Here is a 22,233-nt window from a genome sequence, read left to right as displayed (position 1 = left end):
TGAAGCGCTTGCGTTTCATCGTACGGCTCCTTTCATACTGAAAAAGTCCGCCGAAAACTCGCTTACATCATGGCACTGTTTACTGGGGGCCGCTCAGTGGAAATACGTTTGTCGGCCCGCCAAGAAGTGGAAATCCGATAGATATCACGAGAACTGTGACTGTCGAGGAACACCGTGCGCAAATGTTTCCGCACCTGTGCTGAGCAGGATCGCACGCCCCCGGTATGGTACCGCTCGTTGAAAGGAACTACTTTAATCTCTGTCGCGAACGTCGACTGGATTGTTTTCAGAAGAATTTCCCACGCGTCATTTTCCCGTAGGGATTTGAGATCCGAGTTGCTGATCTTTGTCTTCCCTTCCCGCATTTTCGCCCGTTTCCGCTTGTTCTCCTCATGAAGTTCGAAGAGCACATTTCGGATCACCCCACCTGATAATCCTTGCCCAATTAATCGCTCACGCATCGCTGGCGTAAGCCTAGCTTCCCGGTCAGTGATTCCCGCAAAAGGCGGCAAGTACCCGATCCTCGGGACGTTGCCATCAATCGGACTACCGTCTTTGGTCATGACCTCGCCTTCCGAAAGGTTCGTCGAAGTGGTCTTGACAAACAACCGGTCATTGGCCAACGACAGTCCTATCTCGAGGTGACGTTCTTCCCCCGAATCAAGATCCCAAGAGACCCCAATCTTTAACGTGTAGCCATCGGTTTCCGTGTCCTTGTTTGATTTTAGATTCGTCCAAAGATGGCTCAATGAGGGTATCTGCAAAGGTGTAAAGTCCACGATCCCCATCCCGACACCTGCTTTTGTTTTCGTTTGTAGCCAGCCGGCTCGCCCCTTCTCAATTTCGAGCAGCGTTTTGCAGAACTGCCAAGTCGCAAGTGCTTGCAGGAGGGAAGACTTACCACTATTGTTACCCCCCACCACGAGGGAAAGCCCCGACTGCAATCGGATGGTCGTGTCCTTGAACTGCTTGAATCGGTGGAGAGTTATTTTTTTGACGTACATGGCCTATTGGGGATTGTGCTGTTCGATTCAGCTTAAGCCTATTCAATACCCACTCCGCGTGCTGGTTTCACTGCTTCGCGCACGTAGCTACCCCGGGACAACCATCAAAGGGCTGCCGTGGGTTATCTCGAAACTCGGGCATGCGCAGACGACGTCGAAGACTACCATAGAGCGCCCCTCACGGCCCGTGAGCGGTCGCCCGATTGGCGCTTCCGACTGTCCCTTCTTGGCCGGAGGCCGTCAGTAGCTGCTGAGCCACCACCGCCCATACAGTCCTCCAAGGCGTGTCCGGGCGTACCGAGAATCGTATATAAAGCATCCCTCTACGGCCGTTCGGAAGTGTGTACGAGGCGAATTGACGACTTTGCTTCGGACATAGACGAAGTGACGACATTATTTCGGTGAGGTTGTCGATAATGTCGTCAACTCGGACGCAAAGAACCTCGTGCGATGGGCCCCGCGAATTGACATCTTTGCTTTGCTCTACGATTGTGACGCCCCTCTGACAATTAACAGAGTCTGCGTCGTCTCTCATTAATTTGGCGTCTTGAGTCAATGGCGGTGTTCGACGAATCAGTGGACCATCATCTGCTCTCACCGAGCCGTGCGCGTCGCCCGTAAAACGACACGATGCGCTGTACCGGAACACGCGCCGTCGCCTCCGCCCGCGTCGCCAGATCGGCATCGGCCGGCGGCGCGATCAGGGCCGCCAGCGAGCCGTGATCGATCGACTCCTGTTCCAGCAAGCATCGGGCAATCTGCTTGAGCGCGTCATGCTGCTTGAGCGCGTCATGCTGCTTGCCGAGCGTTGACGCGACACGCGTATGCGCATCGGCGAGCAGCGCGCGCACCTCGTCGTCGATCGTCCGCCGTATGTTCGCTGCAACGCCCGTTACCCAGCATCCACAAGCCCGCCGGGCCGTCCGGTGGCGCGCCATCGTCGAACGTCGACAGGTCGATCTGCGCAGCACGTCGCGGCCCTCGGTCGGGACCTGCTGCGTATAGCCGAGCGTCGCGACGCCGCGCGGAATGATGGATACCTTCTTCACGGGATCGCAGTGCGCGCGGCTTTGTGCCACGAGCGCATGCCCGGATTCGTGATACGCGATGATCCGCTTCTCCTGCTCGTTCATCACGCGGCTCCTGTACTCGATGCCCGTCATCGCGCGGTCGATCACCTCGGCGAAATCGGCCATGTCTATCGCCGGCTTGCCGAGTTCGGCCGCGTGCAGCGCGGCCTCGTTGACCACGTTTGCGAGATCCGCGCCGACGAAACAGGGCTTGCGCGACGCCAGTTCGGCAAGATCGACCTCCTGCGCAAGCTCCACACGTTTCGTATGCGCGGCAAGGATCTGTTTTCGTCCGGTCAGGTCCGGCCGGTCGATCGCGATGTGACGGTCTGCGGCCCGGCCGCAGCAGCGCCAGGTCGAGGATCTCGGGCCGGTTGGCCGCGGCAATGATGATCACGCCAGAATTCGCCTGGAAGCCGTCCATCTCGACGAGCAGCTGGTTCAGCGTCTGCTCGCGCTCGTCGTTCCCCGACATCGCGCCAACGCCGCGTACCTTGCCGAGCGCATCGAGATCGTCGATGAACACGATGCATGGCGCCTTCTGCTGCACCTGTTCGAACAGATCGCGCACACGCGCGGCGCCGACGCCGACGAACATCTCGACGAACGCCGAGCCGCTGATCGAAAAGAATGTTACGGCCGCCTCGCCGGCCACCGCGCGCCAGCAGCGTCTTGCCGGTTCTAGGCGATCCGACGATCAAGGCTCCCTTCGGGATCTTCCCGCCGAGCCGCTGACGGCGTTCGGGTTCACGCAGGAACGCGACGATCTGCTGCAGTTCGGCCTTCGCCTCGTCGATGCCTGCGATATCGTCGAACGTGATACCCGTTTCCTGTTGCACGTAGACCCGAGCCTGGCTCTTGCCCATGCCGCTCAGGTCCCGCACCCCGCCAAGCCTGCGCATCATGATGTTCCAGATCAACACGAAGGCGATCACGGACAATGCCCATGACACGAGCGTACCGATCCAGGCGGCTTCCTGCATACCGCGGTAGCGAATGCCGGAAGCCGTCAATGCCGTCGACCAGATGGTCGTCGGTCACGCGATTGGTCGTGAAGCCCCACGGCGGTCCGGTTTTTTTCACCGCGACGGCATCCGGTGCCGGCAGCATCGCCCCGGCCTCCGGCATGCGCAACACGCCGGAAACCGACGACTGGTCGATCTCCAGATCGTCGACGAGCTTCGCTTCGACGAGCCGGTGGAAATCGCTGTAGCCGATCGACGTCGTCGGCTGACGCGACATCAACAGTTGGGCCGCGACCAGTACGACGAAGCCGATCACGATCACCAGCCCGGTGTAGTTGATGGGGCTTTCATCGCATGGGGTCGGAGGATTAAGGCGGAGAATCGCGCGGGTCAGGCGACGGTCAGCTGATCGACGACTTCCCGGACGCCCTTGACCGACCATGCCGCGTCGCACACGGCGCGACGCTCCGCCAGCGATGCGACCTTGGCCGTCACCGAGACGATACGGCCGACGCGCCACGCGACTGCGACTACGAAGTTCGCGTGGTTCGCGTCGGCAACGGAGCCGAGATGCGCCGCGATGACGGCGCATCATCTTGTAGGCGACTCGCATTTAGTGGGGGCGGGTCGCAAACCCGCATGCAGTCAAAAGCGCTCTAACCGGAAAATTACAAGGAAATCAAGGTTACCCCAGCAAAGGCGACGTTTGGACCCGCCGTCATTGTCAGCGCGCGTCGAGAGCGGACGTTGACAGAAATCAACCGTACAAAATGCCCGGTATCGCGCCGGATATCGATGCAGAATCCGCACGACAGGCTCTGCTATGCGATTTCGCACACCGTTGGCGTTTCACCCGTCGCAGCAATCGACTACCCGAGAATATTGTCGCCAAGGTCCAGCAACTGATGACGTAGTGCAAAGCGAATCATGTCCGATTCATTGGTCAGATCCAGTTTTTCCAGAATGCGCGACTTGTACGTGCTGACCGTTTTGATGCTGATGCTCAGGCTCCCGGCCATCTGCGAGATCGATTGTCCGGCGGCCAAACCAACTAGGACCTCGAACTCCCGCTCAGTCAGACGATGATGCGCGAGCGCCCCACTGTCGCCGTTGGCGGTTTGCGCCAACAGATCGCCCACCATCGTGCTCACGTATACCCCGCCATCGGCAAGCTTTCGAACCGCGTCGATCAGGTCCGACCGCGAGCAAGTCTTGGAAAGAAATCCCGAAGCCCCTGCCCGGAACGCACGCACCGCATGGGTCTGTTCGGAATGCGCGGTCAGAACGAGCACCCGGACGTCCTGGTGCTCCTTCTTGATTCGCCTGATAAGGTCGACTCCGTGAATGCCGGACATCATCCATCCGAGCGACAGCACGCGCGGCTTCAAAGCGCGCACGAGTTCGAGTGTGCCGGCCCCGTCCGTCGCTTCACCTGCGACGTCGAAATCGCCGACCGCTCCTAGGACGTCGCGCACACCTTCCCGCAAGACAGCATGCGCGTCGGAAATCACCACTTTGATCATGACAAACACCCATCCGCTCGGCAGGTGAACGAACTCGCAATGACGTGCGATTCACAGACACCGGTTTGTTTGAAAGCATGGGGGCGTAAAGGCGTGTCGTCTGCACGCTGACGTACAAAGTACGTCGGCCTTGGCCGATCGCCACGGCACGCGCGCTTCCGAGCGAAACAAGGTCCGTTCAAACCCGGAGCCGAATGTCGAGCGATACCCCGAAGTTGCGCCCTCTTGATCCAGATCAGCTGCGCAAGCCAGGCCCGTGCCGATGCTGTTCATACGCCGTCAACGGTGTTCCAGCCTGCCGTACGATGTCATCCGTGGGAGCTGTCGGAACCACCTCCTGTACGGCACCGGACAGACCGCGGATTCGGGCGGGTGAGATGCTTCGAGACGGGGCGCGAGGCCCACCCATCATGTCCATGATCGTGAGAGCACCATGTGCGTCCGCTATGTCCGCACTGCTGCCGCCGTCAGCTATTGCGCACCGCTTTCGGCTGAACTTTCCCGATGCGGGGATCCTCGGGAGATCGATTCCCCGACTTGGAACGCCGGATCCGGCACGCGGCAGCTCGTCATCTATCCAGATGGCGTTGTGCGCAGCATCAATTGGGGATACCGCCCCCCTTGTGTGTTGCCCAGCAGCTTCCGCAAATCGTCACTGCACGCGCAGAAAACGTCACCTACAGCGCGGTCTTGCGAGCTCTCTGGACGTCGGGCCGGGTGATCGTGCCAGCTGACACCTGGTATGAGTGGATCGGAACAGACAGCGGAGGGCGGCAGCCCTATGCAATCAGGCCAAAAACCGCCGGCCCGCTCTTTTTCGCGGGCGTTAGCAGTGTGCTGCTCGACCACGAAGTACGCAATGGAGACGGGTTCATCATCACTACGGCCGGCCGATCAGGTCTTTTCGAAGTGCATGGCAGGCGCCCGATGGTATTCGCCGAAGACGCCGCCCGCGAGTGGCTGGATCCCGCGACGTCGGCCGAGGTGGCCGACAAGCTCGTGCGCTACGCTGTCGTTTCAACCGACGCATTGGAATGGTTTCGGGTGGGTCCCGCCGTCAATAGGTGAGGGAATGACGGTGCGGAACTGATCAAACCAATTTGACGGGTACAAAGGACAGGACCGAACTGTCTGCTAGGAAAGCTTCATTGCACGTTGCTTACATCATCGAATGGTCGAGATGTTGACCCTATTACCGATCAGGCTTCAGGCGAGGCGTCCCCGCGAGTGCCGATCTCACCCGCTAAATTGAACATATGACTCAGGACTCCGACATCACAATTGGCGCGAGGATGCCGGCCATCATTCGGCAACCCGGTTCGGTCCGTCGACTTGTGCCAATCGGCAGACTTTTTGTGGTGCTGATGCATTGTATTGCTTAACATGCGAAGGCTCGATTTCGTCAAGAGGCGCGCCATCGAAGAATTCCTTTAACCGCCGAATCTGCATGAAGTTGCAGTTCCTCGCGCGATCGCCCGCGGCGGCTAGCCTTTGACTTCCTGCTTCGTGTCGCCAGTGGCTCGGCCAATTTCCTCGTTGACCTTGCCCTTTGCCTTCTCCGCGACGCCCTTGACGTGATCCTTGTTCATATGAATGTTCCAGTCACACCTGCTGGATGGATGACCTACCTCCCGTCGCGATGAGCGCATCGAGCGATGCACGCGATACGGCAGAAGCTGAAAAGCGGCAATTGCTCACCGCATTCCGCAGTCACGCTGGCGCGTGCATGGCGGAATGCCGGCCGAGCCTCCTGCTGACGTGCCGCTACATCGGCGGCGTATTACCCGAATGAACCGCCCCGCCCCATTGCGAATCCGCCACCGCAGGCCAATGGTCTTTGTCGAATCCGGATGCGCTCTTCATCCGTTCTTCTGTTACGTCGAGCCGGAAGCATTTCTTGCCGGTATCGAGGGTGAACGCGCTCCACGGCACCGCGAAGAGTTTGTCGCCTATCCCGAAGAAACCGCCACACGACAGTACGGCGTACGCGATCCGGCCGCTGCCAACGTCTAGCATGATGTCTACGACCTTCCCGATCTCCTTGCCATCGGATGATAAAACGTTATCGCCGGTCAGCGTGGTAGCAGCCATAACATCAGGACCAGGCCCGCCTGTGGTGGTTGCGCGACCGATGATGCGGGCGCCGCTGCCGTTGCTCGGAAGTGGATTGCTGGGAGAAACAGGTGTCATGATCAGCTCCGGTATTCGTTGCACGAAATGCCGGCGAGCGTCGCCGGCCAGCGTGACGGTGCGAAGCGGGCGCCGATCCGGCTCTGTTCCGAGCCGGGACGATGCGCGCTTCGCCTGCAATTGCCCGCCGTCATTCGGGCCGAAAACATTCTCGATTCGAGCAGCGTTTCGGGCTGAAATGCAAGCTGGTTTCCGCGCTATGCCCAGCCTGGATCGTTGCCGTATCACACTGCGCATCGCCTCGAGCAGCACCGGCTTTCGGCCCCGGTATCCATTGCTGTCGACGAGATGACATTGGAAGCGCGACGCATGTACGATGCGCGTCGACGTGCCGTGCCGAGGCTCCCGCGGTGTCGATGTGTGCTCGGTGCGCGTACCGGGCATGCGGCTGGAGAACACATCCGAACTATCGTGGCATGAGTACATGTCAACTCAACCTACCCTATGCGTGAGCAGCCCGGGAGTCCGTACGCTGCCGTACCCATGCGGGAACGGCAGTGATGCGGTCGCAGCATGGGAGCGGTCACCGACCGCCTGTTGCGACGCCGCCTTGGTCTCAAGCGTCGATTGAAAATGGAATGCCGATTTTCGATCCATGCGGACATCGACAATGGCGTATGCGCCTCCACCCTCCGCATGACGGGGTCACTCAAAGCAAGTCGGGAACGGTCAGCCGGTGGCGGGTTACTTAACCGAAGTGATTCGGCGATTCGGGGGTGGAAAGCGGGTTGCCGGTCAGTCCCGGTCGCTGCGCATCGTGAGAAATCATGCCGTCCTCCAGGATCGCGCACATTGCGACGAGCAGAATGATCGCGACGGCCACGAGTCCCGCACAGCCGATGATCTTGAGCGTTTTCATTTTGCTTCCTGCGATAAACGATGGCTGTCGCGACCTGGATCGTTTTGATCGCGATCGTTGACCAGCCATTGCGCGACGAGCACGTGAACAGGATGCCCTATCTCAATCCCAAATAGCCGAGGACGAACAGAACGATGACCACGGCTCCAACGAGCCAGACAATGTTGTTCATGGCAACTCCCCTCAAGTTAGACGCCAACCTGATCTGCTGCGCGGCTTGTGGGCCACGGAGCCACGCTGGCGAAGCTTCCAGCGATACCCGGCATTTTGCCGCAGCAAAGACTTGCGCGATTGAGCCGGTTATCGGTTCGAGGACGCGCCTCGCGACGGGGGCCGGGACCCCGTGCGCGAAGGACGAAACTTGACGTTCTCGCATCCGACAGCGCATGTCTGTACGGTAGTAGCCGCAGTGAGGTTGGCACGATGCGTGAAGCACCGTCCGAGAGGGGAATAGCCCCCCTCATGAAGCCTCCGTGTCCAATCAGACTTTTTTGACAGCTTCCTTGGCGTCGCCAAGATTCTTGCGCGCCTGGCCGGCTGCTTGCTGGAGATCGCCTTTGACTTCCTGTTTCGTGTTGTGCGTGGCACGGCCAATGACCTCATTCACCTTGCCTTTGACCTTCTCCGCAGTTCCCTTGACTTGATCCTTGTTCATGGTAGAGCTCCAATACGTAACTGATCTGTGGATGCTGCTGCTATCTGTTGCCGTCAGGTGATGACACCGTCCGACCGGTTAATCGGTATTCGATAAAAATCATCAGATATCCATATTTTTACCGGCTGGCAAGGGCGTTTCAATGTGCGGGCGGACGATTCATGGCGACGTCTCGGGTCGCTGCCCAGTACGGCTGCCGATTGTAGAACTGGTGAAGCGACGAGCCCCACTGCTCGTCCGCCATCGATGGCCAATGGTCCTTGTCGAACGCGGGGGCATTTTTCACGTGGTCTGCGGTAACGTCGAGCCGGAAGCATTTTTCGTCCGTGTCCAGGGTCAGCGCACTCCACGGAATGGCGTAAAGTTTTCCGCCGATACCGAGAAAGCCCCCGCTTGACAGCACGGCATAGGCAACCCGGCCGCTGCGTACGTCCAGCATGATGTCTGAAATCCTCCCGATCTCCAGCCGGTCGGACGTGAAGAGCTTGTTTCCCTTGAGCGTATCGGCTTCCATCACGTTGGGGCCGGGTCCGTCGCCGGCCCCACTGCCGACAATCGCCGCACCTGTATCGCTGGTCGATGGCCGATGGGTCGGGTCTAGTATCGTCATGATTCCCTCCTGGGTTCATTTCGCAGGACGCCGGCGCGGATCGCCGGCTCGCCGGCTCGCCGCGATGGACAGCACGCACCGGTCACGCGATATGAACGGTTACGTGCCGGACAGGTGTCGCCTCTGGCCGCCCTACCCGCTGCGCACCTGCCGCTCACGCTGAGCGTCCGGTGCATTGAAGAGGGAGAGCGAGTCGCAACGATGCGCGCAGCCGGGAGACGAAGTCGGTACGGCGCCGTACCGGGCCGAGAAAAGGAACGATCGGAACCGATGCTCAGATGAAAACGAACATCGCGATCACGGCGGCGCCCATCACACCGGTTGAAAGCCACCCCACCCACCGCAGCAGCACGGGCGTGACGAAGGTGCCCATGACCTTTTGGTTCGACGCCATCAGCATCATCAGCACCATGATCGGTACCGACGTGACGCCGTTGATGACCGCGCTCCAGAACAGCGCCTTGATCGGGTCGATCGACGTGAAATCGAGCGCGAGGCCCACGACCGTCGCGAGCACGATGATCGCGTAGAACCGTTTCGCCAGTTGCGGCTCGAGCGCGAGGCTGTTTCTCCACTTGAACGTGCCGGCCATCGCGTAGGCCGCCGAGCCGGCCAGCACCGGCAGCGCGAGCAGCCCCGTGCCGATGATGCCCAGACTGAAGAGCAGGAACGCAAACTGGCCGGCGATCGGTTTCAATGCGGAGGCGGCCTGCGCCGACGTCTGGATGTCGGTGATATGGTGCGCATGCAGCGTGACCGCAGTCGTGAGAATGATAAAAAACGCAACGAGATTGGAAAATGCCATTCCGATCGACGTATCAAGGCGGATGCGGCTCAGGTTTGCCGGCCCTTGCGACGGCATTTTCGTCAGCGCCTGCTGCTCCTTCTTCGCCTGCAGTTCCTCGACCTCCTGTGACGCCTGCCAGAAGAACAGGTACGGGCTGATGGTCGTGCCGAACACGGCGACTACCGTCGTGACGTAGCCGGTGCTCCACGAGCCGTGCGGAAGTACCGTGCGCAGCGCCACGGTCGCCCATGGGATCTGGACCGCAAAGATCACGCCGACGTAGGCGAACAGCGCCAGGGTGAGCCACTTGAGGATGCGGACATACCTGCGGTACGGCACGAACATCTGCAACACCAGCGAGAACACGCCTAATCCGACCGTGTAAGCCCGCGTGGGGCCGCCGACCAGTAGATTGACGGCTGCGCCCATGGCCGTCAGGTCGGCCGCGATATTGATCGTGTTCGCCACCAGCAGGAGGATGACGGTGCCATACAGCAGCCACCGCGGGTAATGACGTCGCAGATTCGTCGCGAGACCATGGCCGCTCACCCGGCCGATCCTCGCGCTCACGACCTGAATGGCGACCATCAGCGGATAGGTCAACAGGACGGTCCACAGCATGTCGAAGCCGAATTGCGCACCCGCCTGCGAATAGGTGGCAATGCCGCTCGGATCGTCGTCCGCCGCACCGGTGATCAGTCCAGGTCCGAGCTTCGTCAGCCACGAGTCGGCCTGGCTATCGACATCGCTATTGAGTTTTTCAGACGGAACCATGTCTTAATCCATAAACGCTCGGAGCGGCGCGACAACTGTTGATTGCAGGACCGAATCCACTATTCATGCCGCGCACCAGACGTGGTTCGGTACCCGAAGTGATTGACCGAGGGCACCACCGCGAAGGCGTGCGGCGTGCCGCCGATCGAACTGCGCCGGCACAGCTTTCCATTGCGCAGTCGTGACATCGGTCACGACGAACCATGCCTGAAGGAACATGGTTGGCCGGTTTCATGTGATGACCGCAGCCGACCTACCATCCTTCCCGTTGCCCGGACCCATGCGCGCCCTGGTCGTCGGCATGCCCGGAGTGATTCATATGGTCGCGGGAAGGGCCACTTTGATTCCACCCGCTTTCGTGACCACCTCCATACGAACCGCCATACCCCCCGCCTCGATCACCACGATAGCCGTCGCCGGGTACCCAAAGGCATCCGGCAAGCACGGTTGCAATAGCGGCAAGACAGACATAGGTCAATGAACTCATGTTGCTCTCCTTACCAGTCGCATCCGAGTGTGGCGCTTCGTTTGATCGACCGGAGACGAATGACGGAATCATTCTCCACAGATGTGAACCACGTCGATGTTCGTGAAAAGATCGTGCACGAATGGATGGTTGCACGAGACATCCTGCTGTCGACGAGATTGCGTGTCTGTACGGTGAAGAACGCTTGTGGAGGCGGACAGGTGGACGCGCCTTGTCGCCATCGTGATTCTTCGTAATACGATTTGACATACGTTGCCGGACCGGTTGCGCGACATCGACCGGCACGGACCATCTCCGTTGTCGGCTTGCCAAAATCGACACGCCGGACGTGACGCGCCCGCTGCAACGCTGAACGAAACGCGGGCCGAGGAAGGTGTTGCGTCTTTGTACGCTGTCGTACCGCGTCCGCAGCCGCCCTGGCGTAGCGTCTGAAGCTCCAGCAACCACCAGGAGACGATGATGCTGCGACGAACATTCATATGGGGTACGCCGGGATCCATCCTTGCCATTTCTCTTGCGGTTTCGGGTTGCACGATGACCGGCACATCCGACGCCAGCGGCCATCAGGTCGACAAGCGCCACACCATCGATGCAGGCGTCGACTCGACCCTTGCACGCCTTTACACGAGCGCCAACGGCTCGCATGAGCTCGTCGGCAAGGCGCGTGGCGTACTGGTGTTCCCGTCCGTCATCGCGGCCGGCTTTGGGATCGGCGGTCAGTACGGTGAAGGCTCGCTGCGCGTTGCCGGAAACACGGTCGGGTACTACAGCACCACGACAGGCTCGATCGGGCTGCAGATCGGCGCGCAATCGAAAGCCATCATTTTCCTGTTCATGACAGCGGATGCGCTTGATCGCTTCCGTAACAGCGAAGGCTGGTCGGCGGGCGGCGATGCATCGGTGGCGGTACTAAAGGTCGGCGCGAACGGCAACGTCGACACCAGCACCGCGACCACGCCGATCGAAGCGTTTGTCATGACGAACAGCGGATTGATGGCGGGTGTGACGCTCGAAGGAACGAAGATCACGAAGCTGACGGCGCTGTAGCGCTCACGCTCAAGGCCTGCCGGGCGAACGAACCGGCCAACACGGCGATCCGATGGCGTGGCGGCGGATCCGAATTCAACGCGCCTGATACCCTCATAAACTTACTCGTGCACGGAGCTTGTCCGGCGACGTACCGGACGCACGCGATTCATCGCGTGCACACCGTTCCGCGGTCGACGCCGGGCAGGCCTCGCGACCGCGATTTCCCGTCAACCGCTACGTGAAATATCGGTTCCATATCGAGTGCGCGTGATTGCGCGCACCTTGATGAGACATGTGCCGACACTATAATTTTTGAAGGCAGATTCGCATTCGAACGGTCATTCCGAACTCATCGAAAAAAGGACGCATTGGCACCGCCCTCCCGTCCGGTCGTCGGATCGGTAAAGTATGATGGTTGTCTGGTCCCGCCGATTCCCGCTGCGCCCATATCGGCCGGATTCTCCATCACCTTCCGGGCGCGAGCGCAGGAGCCACGCATGCAGGACAACCCGCCCATTACCGAAAATCACCTGCTTGCCGCGCTGCCGGAAAACGAACGCGCGCACCTCGCCCCCCACCTGACCCTTGTCGACATGCCGTTGGGAAACGTGCTGTACGAGTCGGGCGGCCAGATGCATCACGTCTATTTTCCGACCACGTCGATCGTGTCGCTGCTGTATGTGATGGAGGATGGCTCGTCCGCTGAAATCGCGATCGTCGGCCATGAGGGCATGATCGGCGTGTCGCTGTTCATGGGCGGCGAAACGACGCCGAGCCGCGCCGTCGTGCAAAGCGCGGGGCAGGCCTACCGGCTCGACGCGCGCATCCTGAAAGAAGAATTCCGGCGCGGCAATGCGATGCAGCGCCTGTTGTTGCGCTATACCCAGGCGCTCATCACGCAGATGGCCCAGACCGCGGTGTGCAACCGACATCACTCGATCGACCAGCAACTTTGCCGCTGGCTGCTGCTCAGCCTCGACCGCCTGCCTTCGAACCAGCTGCGCATGACGCAGGAACTGATCGCCAACATGCTGGGCGTGCGCAGGTCGGGCGTGACGGAAGCGGCACTGAAGCTGCAGGACGCGGGCCTCATCCGCTACAACTACGGCCATATCGAGGTGCTGGATCGCCCTGGGCTCGAAAAGCGCGTGTGCGAATGTTATGGGGTGGTCAAACGCGAATTCGATCGCCTGCTTCCCGATCTGAAGCGACTCTAGCCGCTACTGCGCCGCATCGTACCGGCCTTTCCCGAACGTGCCCCTGGCGCCACGCGAATGCGTGGAAGCGACCCGATATCTCCGTGGCAACGTCTCATCCGGCTACCCTGTACACCGGGAACATCGGCGCGCCATCGCCACGATCGATACCTCCTCGATCAGCGATATCGCTGAATACCGGCGACGACTCGATGGATCGCGGTCACGCAGGGCGCTGACCCGCGCCGCGCCGTGCAAACTGCGCTAACGGTGCTTGACGTGCGACAACTTCCGGTGATGCTTTCGATGTGCCGGGCGGGAAATCATCCTGGTGACACCGCCGATCGACGGCGGATCGCTGGCGGGGAATGTCCCCTCGACTGCCTCGTCGACATTGCGTTCGCTCTTGCCGCCGTTCGTATGCTGCTCTCGATACCTGCTGCGCATAACCGCCTCCGTGGCGCTGAGTGTCGGACGAGGCTGGCCGGCTTCGACTGACCGGCGTATCGACGGCCAGCCAGCGTGGAATCCCGCCGATTACGATGCCAGCATAGGCCCGATTTGAAAATTCCGCTGGACGCGGATCGCGAGCCACCGCGAAGCGCCGCGCATCGGGAGACGAGCCACGCGCACCGGCAAACCGTCCGGCATCGGACAGACTGAGCCACGCGTCCCGCGTATAGCTACGCTACCGGGCCGAATTTTCCGTCGACCGAGTGAGTCGCGGTACGTCGACTCCTTCAGAAATTTCATCAGGATCCACCATGACACCCGCTCTTCTCGCCGCCCCCCGAAAGATTGCCTACGCGTTCTCCCTGGCGGCAACAGTCGCCTTCGGCGCAGCCGTCTTCCCCCAACTCTCGAAGGCCGCCGGACCCGCACCGGACCGGTCACCGCCCCACGTCATGACCGTGGCCGCCCAAAAGTCGGTCGACGGGCGCATCAACAGCCTGCACCAGCGACTTGGCATCACACCCGGCCAGGAATCCCTGTGGCAGCCAGTCGCGCAGGTGATGCGGGACAACGCGAAAGCGATGGAGACGCTCAGGAAGATCCGTAGCGATCATGCGAGCAGCATGAGCGCGATGGACGATCTCCACTCCTATGGCGATGTCGCCAACGTGCACGCCGATGGCGTCAAAAAGCTGACCACGGCATTTCAGCCGCTGTACGACAGCATGTCCAATACGCAAAAGCAGAACGCGGATGCGATTTTCCGTGGCAACGACCACCACCTGATCAAGAAACAATAGTTCCGGACCGTCCGCCGATACCGGCTGTCGATGGCAGTCACTGACCAGCGGATTCCGGATTCGTACACAGGAGAACATGATGGACGTTTCTATCGGACATGCACGTCGAACCACAATGGCGCCGAGATCGGGCATGCGACTCGTCGGCCTGATAGTCGCGATCGGCTGCCTTTTCGCCGCACCGCCGTTGCATGCGGAGAGAATGAATCACGGTTTGGACCAGGGCAATCACGCGCGCATGACACATCAGGATGGTCGTCACTACGGCCATTACCGGAACGGTGGCCACGACGGTTATGACGGCGACGAGGAGTATGCGTATGGCGCGCCTCCGATGGTTTACGCGCCGGTACCGGCACCGGGCATCTCGCTGTTCATGCCGCTGCGGCTGCGCTGAGACACGAACCGAATCCGGCAGCCTCGGTCGCCCGGCAGCCCGTCGACGTGTTGATCCTAACTGCTTCGCGATCCTGACGACGAAGACCGAGAGAATGTTCCGCGACATATCGGGAAGGACGGCTCGCCGCCGGATGGATCACCCCCGTGCTCAAGCGGGTGCATGCTTTGTACGGTTTCGTACCGCATCGGCCATTCGGCGCGTGTAGCGTTTCAACCATGCCGACCATCCGAGGGGGCGCGATCGGCAGGAATCGCTCGGCACCAACGGACGAACGACTGGATGCCACGGTGTGACAGGCAGTTCAGCCGGATCACCGACGTGCCGGGCATCGCTCTGGCGAGGACATCATGTTGCGAAGCATTCGAAGGTTGCACGGAGACACGGTTCGAGCGAAGGACGGCGATATCGGCCACATCCACCAGGCCTACTTCGACGATGGCAACTGGTGCATCCGTTACCTCGTCGTCGAGACGGGCGACTGGCTGCACGACAGGCAAGTGCTGGTCTCGCCATATTCCGTCACGCATGCCGATCCCGAGACCCGTACGCTATACGTCAGCCTCACGCAACAGCAGGTGAGGGACAGTCCGAATGTGGACACGCACAAGCCGGTATCGCGCCAGCACGAGATCGAGTACCTGCGTTACTACAACTACCCGACCTACTGGGGTGGCCCGAACCTTTGGGGAATGGGCGCATACCCTGCTTTCGATCCCGCCGGGCCGTCGCAGGACGCCGACGCGGGCGATCCGCTTCTCCCGCACACCGCGCCGGCCGGCACAGCGGCGGATACGCATCTGCGCAGCACCGGCGAGGTCGACGGATATCGGCTCGAAGCCAAGGACGGACATCTCGGTCACGTGTCCGACTTCATTTACGACGATGAAGCCTGGGTGATCCGCTATCTGGCAATCGACACGTCGAGCTGGTGGTCGACCGGCAAGGAAGTGCTGATCGCGACTCACTGGCTCGACCAGGTGGACTGGCCCACGGAAACGGTATCGACCACGCTCACGCGCGACGCGATCCGCCAGAGCCCTCCATACGACGACTCGCAGCTCGTTCATCGCAGCTACGAGATCGAGTTGCACGAGTTCTACGGCAAGCACGGCTATTGGCACGGAGACCGATAACGCTGACCCGCGCAACGGGTAGCCAACGCAACCCCCTTCCATGCGGGATATCGCGTGACAGGACGCCAGGGAGCAGCTGCATGACCTCAACCGATTTCCCGCCAACCGAAGGTTCGGCACTCGATGCGCTCTGTATCAATACGCTGCGCTTCCTGTCGATCGATGCCGTGCAGAAAGCAGCGAGCGGACATCCAGGCTTGCCGCTCGGCGCCGCACCGATGGCCTATGCGCTATGGATGCGCCATCTCAAGCATCACCCCGCCAATCCGGCGTGGCTCGATCGTGATCGCTTCATCCTGTCGGCCGGACATGGTTCGATGCTGCTGTACAGCCTGCTTCACCTCACCGGTTACGACCTGCCGCTCGATCAGATCGTCCGCTTCCGGCAATCGGGCAGCCTCACGCCCGGCCATCCGGAGCGTGGCCTCACGCCGGGCGTCGAGACGACCACCGGCCCGCTCGGCCAGGGCCTCGCCAACGCCGTCGGCATGGCGATGGCGGAAACGCGGCTCGCCGCGTGCTACAACCGCCCCGGTTTCGAGATCGTGGATCACCACACCTATGCACTCGTCAGCGACGGCGACCTGATGGAAGGCGTCGCGGCGGAAGCCGCATCGCTTGCCGGCCATCTCCGGCTCGGCAAGCTGATCTGCCTGTACGACGACAATCGCGTCACGCTATCCGCCGGCACCGCGATCACCTTCACCGAAGATCGCGCGCAACGGTTCGACGCCTACGGCTGGCATACGGAAACGGTCGACGACGGCAACGACCTTGCCGCCATCGACGCGGCGCTGCTCGCCGCACGTGCCGAGCAGCGGCGTCCGTCGTTGATCCTCGTGCGCACACATCTCGGCTACGGCTCGCCCAACCGGCAAGACACCTACCAGGCTCACGGATCGCCGCTCGGCGACGCCGAGGTGCGCCTGACCAAGCACAACCTCGGCTGGCCGCCCGATCCCGCGTTTCATATCCCCGCACCGGCGCTCGCGCATTTTCGCCGGGCGCTGGCGGAGGGGCAAATACGGGAAGCGCACTGGAACACCTTGTTCGCAGCCTATGCGCGCGCGTTTCCCGAGCTGGCGGAGATGCTGCTGAGCTCGGTGCGCGGCGCGCTGCCCGACAGTTGGGACCGCAATATCCCGGTCTTTCCGGCCGATCCGAAAGGCATGGCGACGCGGGTCGCATCCGGCAAGGTGCTGAACGCCCTTGCCCCCCGCGTCCCGTCGCTCATCGGCGGCTCCGCCGATCTGAATCCCTCCACCTTCACCGCGCTGACCGGGCACGGCGATTTCGAGGCCGTCGGCATGAACGCGCTCGACCGGCAAGGTTCCGACGGCGGCGGCTGGAGCCGCAGCGGCCGCAATCTGCATTTCGGCGTGCGCGAGCATGCAATGGGCGCGATCCTGAACGGCCTGGCGGCCCACGGCGGCATCGTGCCGTTCGGCGCGACCTTCCTGATCTTTTCCGACTACATGCGTCCACCGATCCGGCTCGCCGCATTGATGCGTCTGCAGGTGATCTACGTGTTCACGCACGACAGCCTCGCCGTCGGCGAGGACGGTGCGACGCATCAGCCGATGGAACAGCTTGCCGGCCTGCGTGCGGTCCCGGGCCTGCTGGTGATTCGACCGGCCGATGCCAACGAAACGGCCGTCGCGTGGCGCGTGGCGCTCGAAGCGCGAGAACGGCCGACCGCGCTGATCCTGACCCGCCAGGACGTGCCGACCATCGATCGCCTCCGGTTCGCGCCGGCAGAGGGCTTGCGGCGCGGCGGCTACGTGCTCGCCGATGCCCCCGACGGTCGCCCCGCGCTGATCCTGATCGCGACAGGCTCGGAAGTCGGGCTCGCGCTGGCAGCGCACGCCGAGTTGCTCGCGCGCGGCGTGGCGGTTCGGGTGGTGTCGCTGCCCTGCTGGAGATTGTTCGACGCTCAGCCCCAGTCGTATCAGGACGCCGTGCTACCGAAGTCGGTCGGTGCGCGGCTGGCGATCGAAGCGGGCGTGTCGCAAGGCTGGCACCGCTATGTCGGCGATCGTGGCGACGTACTCGGCATTGCGGGTTTCGGCGCGTCGGCGCCGGGCGCCGAGCTGATGCGCGATTTCGGCTTCACGGTCGAGAACGTCTGCGACCGCGCACTGAAACTGCTCGTGTGACCGTTGGGCGGCCCATGCGCGTATCAGGCGTTCGAGCCGCCACCGGCATCGCGCGTGCCTGCTTCGAGCACCGCGTCGACCATCGACTGCGCATCGGACACGATGCGCGCCACGTGATCCTCTCCGTTGAAGCTTTCCGCATAGATCCGGTAGAGATCTTCGGTACCTGACGGCCGCGCGGCAAACCAGCCGTGCTCCGTCATCACCTTGATGCCCCCGATCGCGGCCCGGTTGCCCGGCGCCCGATCGAGTATCCGGACGATCGCCTCTCCCGCCAGTTCGGTGTGCGTGAACTGATGCGGCGTTAGCCGCGCCAGCAGCGCGCGCTGCTCAGGTGTGGCTGCGGCCTGTACCCTCCGTTCGGCGGGCGCGCCGAAGCGGTGCGCCAGGTCGCGGTAATGCTCCGCCGGATCGCGGCCGGTTCGGATCGTGATTTCGGCCGACAGCAACGCGGGAACGATGCCGTCCTTGTCGGTCGTCCAGGGTTGCCCGTCGAGCTGCAGGCACGTGGCCCCCGCACTCTCCTCGCCGGCGAACCCCAGCGTGCCGTCGAGCAATCCGCCGACGAACCACTTGAAGCCGACGGGCACTTCGTAGATTGCGCGATCGTGTGCGCGGGCGACACGATCGATCATCTCGCTGCAGACGACCGACTTGCCGACCGCCGCGCGAGCGGGCCATTTCGGCCGATGCGCGAGCAGATAGTCGACGAGCACCGCGAGATAGTGATTGGGCGGCAGCAAACCGTCGCTGCGTGTGACGATCCCGTGCCGGTCGTGGTCGGTATCGCACGCAAACGCGACATCGAATTGGTCTTTCCGCGCGATCAGGCTCTGCATCGCATACGGCGACGACGGATCCATGCGGATCCGCCCGTCCCAGTCGACGCTCATGAAGCGAAAAGTCGGATCGACTTCCTCGCTGACGATCGCAAGATTCAGTTGGTAACGCTCGGCAATCGCACCCCAGTAGTGCACGCCGGCGCCGCCGAGCGGATCGACGCCGAGCCGGATCGGCGCGCCGCGCAGGATGTCCATGTCGATGACGCTGGCCAGGTCGTCGACATACGTCGCGAGGAAGTCGTACCGGTGCGTCGTGGCGGCATTCGATGCCGTCGACAACGAGACGCGGCTCACCCCCGCGAGCCGCGCTTCGAGCAGATCGTTCGCGGCCGCTTCGATCCATCGGGTGACGGCTTCCCCGGCCGGGCCGCCGGTCGCCTGGTTGTACTTGATGCCGCCGTTGTCCGGCGGATTGTGCGACGGCGTCACGACGATGCCGTCGGCGAACCCGGCATTGCGTCCCCGGTTGTACGTCAGGATCGCGCGCGAAACGGCCGGCGTGGGCGTGTATTCACCCGGCGGCGCCAGCATGACCTCGACGCCATTGGCAGCCAGCACCTCAAGCACGCTCGCCTGCGCCGGTTCGGAAAGCGCATGCGTATCGATGCCGACAAACACCGGACCGTGGATGCCGTGCGAACGTCGATACCGGCAGATCGCCTGCGTGATCGCGAGGACATGCCACTCGTTGAAGCTGCGGGTCAACGCGGAACCCCGGTGTCCCGACGTGCCGAACGTCACGCGTTGCGCCGGGACTGCCGGGTCCGGCATATCGGTGTAGTACGCGGTCACGAGGCGGGGAACGTCGATCCACAGCGCGTAAGGCGCGAGCCGGCCTGCCAGCGGACTGACGGGCATCGCGGCCGGCGCGCCCGGCGGGTCGGATGTAGCGGGATTCAACATGCCTCCTGTCTGGGACCCAGCCGCCATTCTCGTTCGAGCGCGAACCATGACTACCGCCACGCGCCCGGCGGATGGCGGGCGCCGCCGCGCCCCCCCTCGAACGCGCGACGCGGCGGCCGTGCTCAATGCGCGGCCAGCTTGCCCGCTCGACGCTCGAGCATGAGGAGAAGGGCGATGATGCTGACGAGATGCATGCGCTCCGAGGGTGTCACGCAGCCGTGTTCCAGGATCGATTCCAGCCGAATGCGCCAGAGAGCCCATGGCGCAGGCTCACCGAGCGTGACGCGTGCAACGAGTCGTTCAAGTGAACGCAGATCTCCCTCGATTGCTGTATGCGCCATGGCCATGCTCCAGTTGTCACGAGGATCGGCGAACAGTCTATGACGAAGCACTGCACCGCTCTGCCCGCTACCGTACATGGGTGCATGCCGCTTCGTGCGCACTTTCCCGGCTGCGTCAGCCGCGGCCACGCGTCATTTCGATCGCGATGGTTGCGACGGTTGCGCCCGGTCCTTTGTCCGCCATCGGACAGACGCCGAATCGACTCGCTGCGAACGTGGTACGACCGGAGCGATATTGTGCGACGAATGCAAGGCATCGACGCCCAGTTCGGTGTGTGCCGTCCCGCGCGTGCCGCGTGCCGCCTGAACGACACCGCATGGCGACCTGCGTTCGACGCTCGACGCGCGGCGAGCGCGACGTTACCCATGCAGGACGTTCAAATTGACCGAAACCATCGGATGCCTCATCTTCGGAGCCCTGCTGATTTTCATGGGACTCATCGGGTCGTCGCTCAAGCGTCTGCCGCTGAGCGCGGCCATGGTGTATCTCGGGATCGGCTTTCTGATTGGACCGGCCGGCCTCGGCTTCCTGTCGCTGACATTGCCGGACGACGTCACGCACTTGCGCATCGCGGCCGAAATCGGCTTGCTGATCTCGCTGTTCGCGATCGGCCTGAGGCTGCGTGTCCCACCCGCCGATCGCCGCTGGATGCTGCCGATTCGGCTTGGCGTCGTCGCGATGATCTTCACCGTCGCGTCGATCGCCGCGCTCGGCATGCTGGTGCTGCATTTGAGTCTCGGCGTCGCGGTACTGCTGGGCGCGATGATCGCGCCGACGGATCCCGTGCTCGCTCATGACGTCGGCGTGCGCGACGCGGGTGACGTCGAACTGGTGCGTTTTTCGTTGTCCGGCGAAGGCGGGATCAACGACGGCACCGCCTACCCTTGCGCGGTGATCGGCCTGCTTGCGTGCGGGTCTGGCACGATGTCGGAGCTTCACTGGAGCATGCTCGGCGGCATTGCATGGGGTATCACCTCCGGCGTGGGCGCCGGCTGGCTGCTCGGCTTCGCCACCGCCCGGCTCGTCGCATTCCTGCGCAGCCGCCACGGACAGGCGCTCGGCCTCGAAGGGTTCTTCGCGCTGGGCCTGATCATGCTGTCGTACGGCGTGACGCTCGCCATTCATGGCTACGGGTTCCTGGCCGTGTTCGCCGCGGGCATCGCGATGCGGCGTGTCGAGCATCGAACGAGCGGCCGGAAGACGTCGAAGGAGACGGTCGGCATCGTGGACAGCGAGGATGTCGAGGCCACCGCCACCGATCCCGACAAAGCCCATGCCTTCGTCGCGGAATCGGTCATGGGATTCACGATCGAGCTCGAACACATCGCCGAAGCCGTGCTGATCCTGCTGATCGGCGCGCTCGTCTCCGGCTATTGGGTTGAAATGCTCACCTGGGCCGGCGCGGCCGTGGTCGCGACCCTGCTGTTCGTCATCCGGCCGGCGGCCACCCGGCTCGCGCTGATCGGGTCCCGGGCGTCGCGCCACCAGCGCCGGCTGATCAGCTGGTTCGGCATTCGCGGCGTGGGTTCCCTGTATTACCTGATGCTGGCCCTCGAGCAAGGGCCGCGTGCGCAACTGTTGCCGCTGGTTCCATGGGTACTGGCCATCATCGCCATGTCGATCGTGCTGCACGGCATTTCAGCCGCGCCGCTCATGCGTCGCTATGCGTGAGATCCAGCGCGGGCGCGGTGGCGCGATGCGTACGCGGGTCGAACGGTTCGGCGGGATGCCACACCCGACACTCGCGGTGTCGGGCGGCAGTCTTCCCATGAACCTGCAGCGTCGATGATGTCCCGCGTCACAGCCTGCCCAGCAGCATCAGGATGAGTAACACGACCAATACCACGCCCAGCAATCCGCTTGGACCATACCCCCAGCCGTTGCTGTAGCGCCAGGTCGGGATCACCCCGACCATCAGCAGCACGACAACGATCAGTAGAAGAAGTCCCAGTGACATGTCGTCTCTCCTCAATCAATCATCCGGCGGGTCATGGCGCAGTGCGCTCGCAACGATGGCCATCGAATGCAATCGAACCGATGTGTCCGTCGATACGC

At 62.3% G+C, this 22,233-nt stretch carries 18 protein-coding genes and 4 pseudogenes; 8 read left to right on the top strand and 14 right to left on the bottom strand.

Annotated elements, in window-relative coordinates; genetic code table 11:
* Positions 1-62 precede the first annotated feature (62 nt).
* The 4 genes and pseudogenes from HWX39_RS06090 to HWX39_RS06075 form a co-directional block, all read right to left on the bottom strand.
* Positions 63-1,004 (bottom strand): AAA family ATPase, encoded by a 942-nt coding sequence (locus HWX39_RS06090; RefSeq protein WP_175966015.1) that lies wholly within the window; start codon positions 1,002-1,004, stop codon positions 63-65.
* Between the two features lie 584 nt (positions 1,005-1,588).
* Positions 1,589-3,379 (bottom strand): annotated as a pseudogene (locus HWX39_RS06085) (ATP-dependent metallopeptidase FtsH/Yme1/Tma family protein).
* Between the two features lie 50 nt (positions 3,380-3,429).
* A pseudogene (locus HWX39_RS36115) lies at positions 3,430-3,543 on the bottom strand (OsmY domain-containing protein); the annotation flags it as partial.
* 365 nt (positions 3,544-3,908) lie between these two features.
* Positions 3,909-4,562 carry a response regulator transcription factor gene (locus HWX39_RS06075; RefSeq protein ID WP_175966013.1) on the bottom strand — a complete coding sequence of 218 codons (654 nt, stop codon included), beginning with the start codon at positions 4,560-4,562 and terminating at the stop codon, positions 3,909-3,911.
* Positions 4,563-5,066: 504 nt separating this feature from the next.
* On the opposite strand from HWX39_RS06075, the gene HWX39_RS06070 reads away from it, so the two are divergent.
* Complete coding sequence (locus tag HWX39_RS06070) at positions 5,067-5,630, top strand: SOS response-associated peptidase family protein (RefSeq protein ID WP_279613064.1); 564 nt, start codon at positions 5,067-5,069, stop codon at positions 5,628-5,630.
* Positions 5,631-6,049: 419 nt separating this feature from the next.
* On the opposite strand, the pseudogene HWX39_RS06065 reads toward HWX39_RS06070, so the two are convergent.
* The 6 genes and pseudogenes from HWX39_RS06065 to HWX39_RS06040 all read right to left on the bottom strand — a co-directional run.
* Positions 6,050-6,151 (bottom strand): annotated as a pseudogene (locus HWX39_RS06065) (CsbD family protein); the annotation flags it as partial.
* A 199-nt stretch (positions 6,152-6,350) separates the two neighbouring features.
* Positions 6,351-6,752: pseudogene (locus HWX39_RS36765) on the bottom strand (PRC-barrel domain-containing protein); the annotation flags it as partial.
* Positions 6,753-7,440: 688 nt separating this feature from the next.
* Entirely contained in the window at positions 7,441-7,611 is a 171-nt protein-coding gene (locus tag HWX39_RS06055) for a hypothetical protein (RefSeq protein ID WP_175966008.1), read from the bottom strand.
* A 481-nt stretch (positions 7,612-8,092) separates the two neighbouring features.
* Entirely contained in the window at positions 8,093-8,266 is a 174-nt protein-coding gene (locus tag HWX39_RS06050) for a CsbD family protein (protein ID WP_175966006.1), read from the bottom strand.
* 139 nt (positions 8,267-8,405) lie between these two features.
* Positions 8,406-8,876, bottom strand: a complete 471-nt coding sequence (locus tag HWX39_RS06045; protein WP_105819269.1) for a PRC-barrel domain-containing protein — start codon at positions 8,874-8,876, stop codon at positions 8,406-8,408.
* A 274-nt stretch (positions 8,877-9,150) separates the two neighbouring features.
* On the bottom strand, positions 9,151-10,437 hold the full coding sequence (locus tag HWX39_RS06040) for a divalent metal cation transporter (RefSeq protein ID WP_175966004.1): 1,287 nt from the start codon (positions 10,435-10,437) through the stop codon (positions 9,151-9,153).
* A 946-nt stretch (positions 10,438-11,383) separates the two neighbouring features.
* On the opposite strand from HWX39_RS06040, the gene HWX39_RS06035 reads away from it, so the two are divergent.
* Both HWX39_RS06035 and HWX39_RS06030 read left to right on the top strand, forming a co-directional pair.
* Entirely contained in the window at positions 11,384-11,971 is a 588-nt protein-coding gene (locus HWX39_RS06035) for a YSC84-related protein (protein WP_175966129.1), read from the top strand.
* Positions 11,972-12,450: 479 nt separating this feature from the next.
* A complete protein-coding gene (locus HWX39_RS06030; RefSeq protein WP_175966127.1) occupies positions 12,451-13,170 on the top strand; it encodes a Crp/Fnr family transcriptional regulator in 720 nt (239 codons plus the stop codon).
* A 243-nt stretch (positions 13,171-13,413) separates the two neighbouring features.
* Here the strand turns inward: HWX39_RS06030 and HWX39_RS36760 are convergent, their stop codons facing one another.
* Positions 13,414-13,596, bottom strand: a complete 183-nt coding sequence (locus tag HWX39_RS36760; RefSeq protein ID WP_105821277.1) for a hypothetical protein — start codon at positions 13,594-13,596, stop codon at positions 13,414-13,416.
* A 317-nt stretch (positions 13,597-13,913) separates the two neighbouring features.
* On the opposite strand from HWX39_RS36760, the gene HWX39_RS06025 reads away from it, so the two are divergent.
* The 4 genes from HWX39_RS06025 (at position 13,914) to tkt (ending at position 18,091) form a co-directional block, all read left to right on the top strand.
* Positions 13,914-14,402, top strand: coding sequence for a Spy/CpxP family protein refolding chaperone (locus HWX39_RS06025; protein WP_105821278.1), 489 nt, complete (start codon positions 13,914-13,916; stop codon positions 14,400-14,402).
* A 133-nt stretch (positions 14,403-14,535) separates the two neighbouring features.
* Positions 14,536-14,799, top strand: a complete 264-nt coding sequence (locus HWX39_RS06020) for a hypothetical protein (protein WP_226248740.1) — start codon at positions 14,536-14,538, stop codon at positions 14,797-14,799.
* 350 nt (positions 14,800-15,149) lie between these two features.
* Positions 15,150-15,935, top strand: coding sequence for a PRC-barrel domain-containing protein (locus HWX39_RS06015; protein WP_175966002.1), 786 nt, complete (start codon positions 15,150-15,152; stop codon positions 15,933-15,935).
* Positions 15,936-16,015: 80 nt separating this feature from the next.
* Positions 16,016-18,091, top strand: coding sequence for a transketolase (gene tkt / locus HWX39_RS06010; RefSeq protein WP_175966000.1), 2,076 nt, complete (start codon positions 16,016-16,018; stop codon positions 18,089-18,091).
* Between the two features lie 23 nt (positions 18,092-18,114).
* Here the strand turns inward: tkt and pgm are convergent, their stop codons facing one another.
* Both pgm and HWX39_RS06000 read right to left on the bottom strand, forming a co-directional pair.
* Positions 18,115-19,791: a phosphoglucomutase (alpha-D-glucose-1,6-bisphosphate-dependent) gene (pgm, locus tag HWX39_RS06005; protein WP_175966125.1), complete on the bottom strand. Its 1,677-nt coding sequence runs from the start codon at positions 19,789-19,791 to the stop codon at positions 18,115-18,117.
* Positions 19,792-19,958: 167 nt separating this feature from the next.
* Positions 19,959-20,177: a hypothetical protein gene (locus tag HWX39_RS06000; RefSeq protein WP_089484737.1), complete on the bottom strand. Its 219-nt coding sequence runs from the start codon at positions 20,175-20,177 to the stop codon at positions 19,959-19,961.
* Positions 20,178-20,559: 382 nt separating this feature from the next.
* On the opposite strand from HWX39_RS06000, the gene HWX39_RS05995 reads away from it, so the two are divergent.
* Positions 20,560-21,849 (top strand): cation:proton antiporter, encoded by a 1,290-nt coding sequence (locus HWX39_RS05995; protein ID WP_175965998.1) that lies wholly within the window; start codon positions 20,560-20,562, stop codon positions 21,847-21,849.
* A 127-nt stretch (positions 21,850-21,976) separates the two neighbouring features.
* On the opposite strand, the gene HWX39_RS05990 is transcribed toward HWX39_RS05995, so the two are convergent.
* A complete protein-coding gene (locus HWX39_RS05990; RefSeq protein ID WP_175965996.1) occupies positions 21,977-22,135 on the bottom strand; it encodes a DUF3309 family protein in 159 nt (52 codons plus the stop codon).
* Between the last annotated feature and the right edge of the window lie 98 nt (positions 22,136-22,233).

The sequence above is a fragment of the Burkholderia sp. BCC0322 genome, from assembly GCF_902833045.1.
GTDB lineage: Bacteria > Pseudomonadota > Gammaproteobacteria > Burkholderiales > Burkholderiaceae > Burkholderia.
The sequence above is the reverse complement of the archived record's forward strand: the minus strand, read 5'-3'. Positions and strand labels throughout refer to the sequence as shown.

Bases quoted from the DNA above. Each gene is read 5' to 3' on its own strand.
- HWX39_RS06090 (WP_175966015.1), bottom strand. From the start codon at position 1,004: ATGTACGTCAAAAAAATAACTCTCCACCGATTCAAGCAGTTCAAGGAC.
- HWX39_RS06075 (WP_175966013.1), bottom strand. From the start codon at position 4,562: ATGATCAAAGTGGTGATTTCCGACGCGCATGCTGTCTTGCGGGAAGGT.
- HWX39_RS06070 (WP_279613064.1), top strand. From the start codon at position 5,067: ATGCGGGGATCCTCGGGAGATCGATTCCCCGACTTGGAACGCCGGATC.
- HWX39_RS06055 (WP_175966008.1), bottom strand. From the start codon at position 7,611: ATGAAAACGCTCAAGATCATCGGCTGTGCGGGACTCGTGGCCGTCGCG.
- HWX39_RS06050 (WP_175966006.1), bottom strand. From the start codon at position 8,266: ATGAACAAGGATCAAGTCAAGGGAACTGCGGAGAAGGTCAAAGGCAAG.
- HWX39_RS06045 (WP_105819269.1), bottom strand. From the start codon at position 8,876: ATGACGATACTAGACCCGACCCATCGGCCATCGACCAGCGATACAGGT.
- HWX39_RS06040 (WP_175966004.1), bottom strand. From the start codon at position 10,437: ATGGTTCCGTCTGAAAAACTCAATAGCGATGTCGATAGCCAGGCCGAC.
- HWX39_RS06035 (WP_175966129.1), top strand. From the start codon at position 11,384: ATGCTGCGACGAACATTCATATGGGGTACGCCGGGATCCATCCTTGCC.
- HWX39_RS06030 (WP_175966127.1), top strand. From the start codon at position 12,451: ATGCAGGACAACCCGCCCATTACCGAAAATCACCTGCTTGCCGCGCTG.
- HWX39_RS36760 (WP_105821277.1), bottom strand. From the start codon at position 13,596: ATGCGCAGCAGGTATCGAGAGCAGCATACGAACGGCGGCAAGAGCGAA.
- HWX39_RS06025 (WP_105821278.1), top strand. From the start codon at position 13,914: ATGACACCCGCTCTTCTCGCCGCCCCCCGAAAGATTGCCTACGCGTTC.
- HWX39_RS06020 (WP_226248740.1), top strand. From the start codon at position 14,536: ATGCGACTCGTCGGCCTGATAGTCGCGATCGGCTGCCTTTTCGCCGCA.
- HWX39_RS06015 (WP_175966002.1), top strand. From the start codon at position 15,150: ATGTTGCGAAGCATTCGAAGGTTGCACGGAGACACGGTTCGAGCGAAG.
- tkt (WP_175966000.1), top strand. From the start codon at position 16,016: ATGACCTCAACCGATTTCCCGCCAACCGAAGGTTCGGCACTCGATGCG.
- pgm (WP_175966125.1), bottom strand. From the start codon at position 19,791: ATGCCCGTCAGTCCGCTGGCAGGCCGGCTCGCGCCTTACGCGCTGTGG.
- HWX39_RS06000 (WP_089484737.1), bottom strand. From the start codon at position 20,177: ATGGCGCATACAGCAATCGAGGGAGATCTGCGTTCACTTGAACGACTC.
- HWX39_RS05990 (WP_175965996.1), bottom strand. From the start codon at position 22,135: ATGTCACTGGGACTTCTTCTACTGATCGTTGTCGTGCTGCTGATGGTC.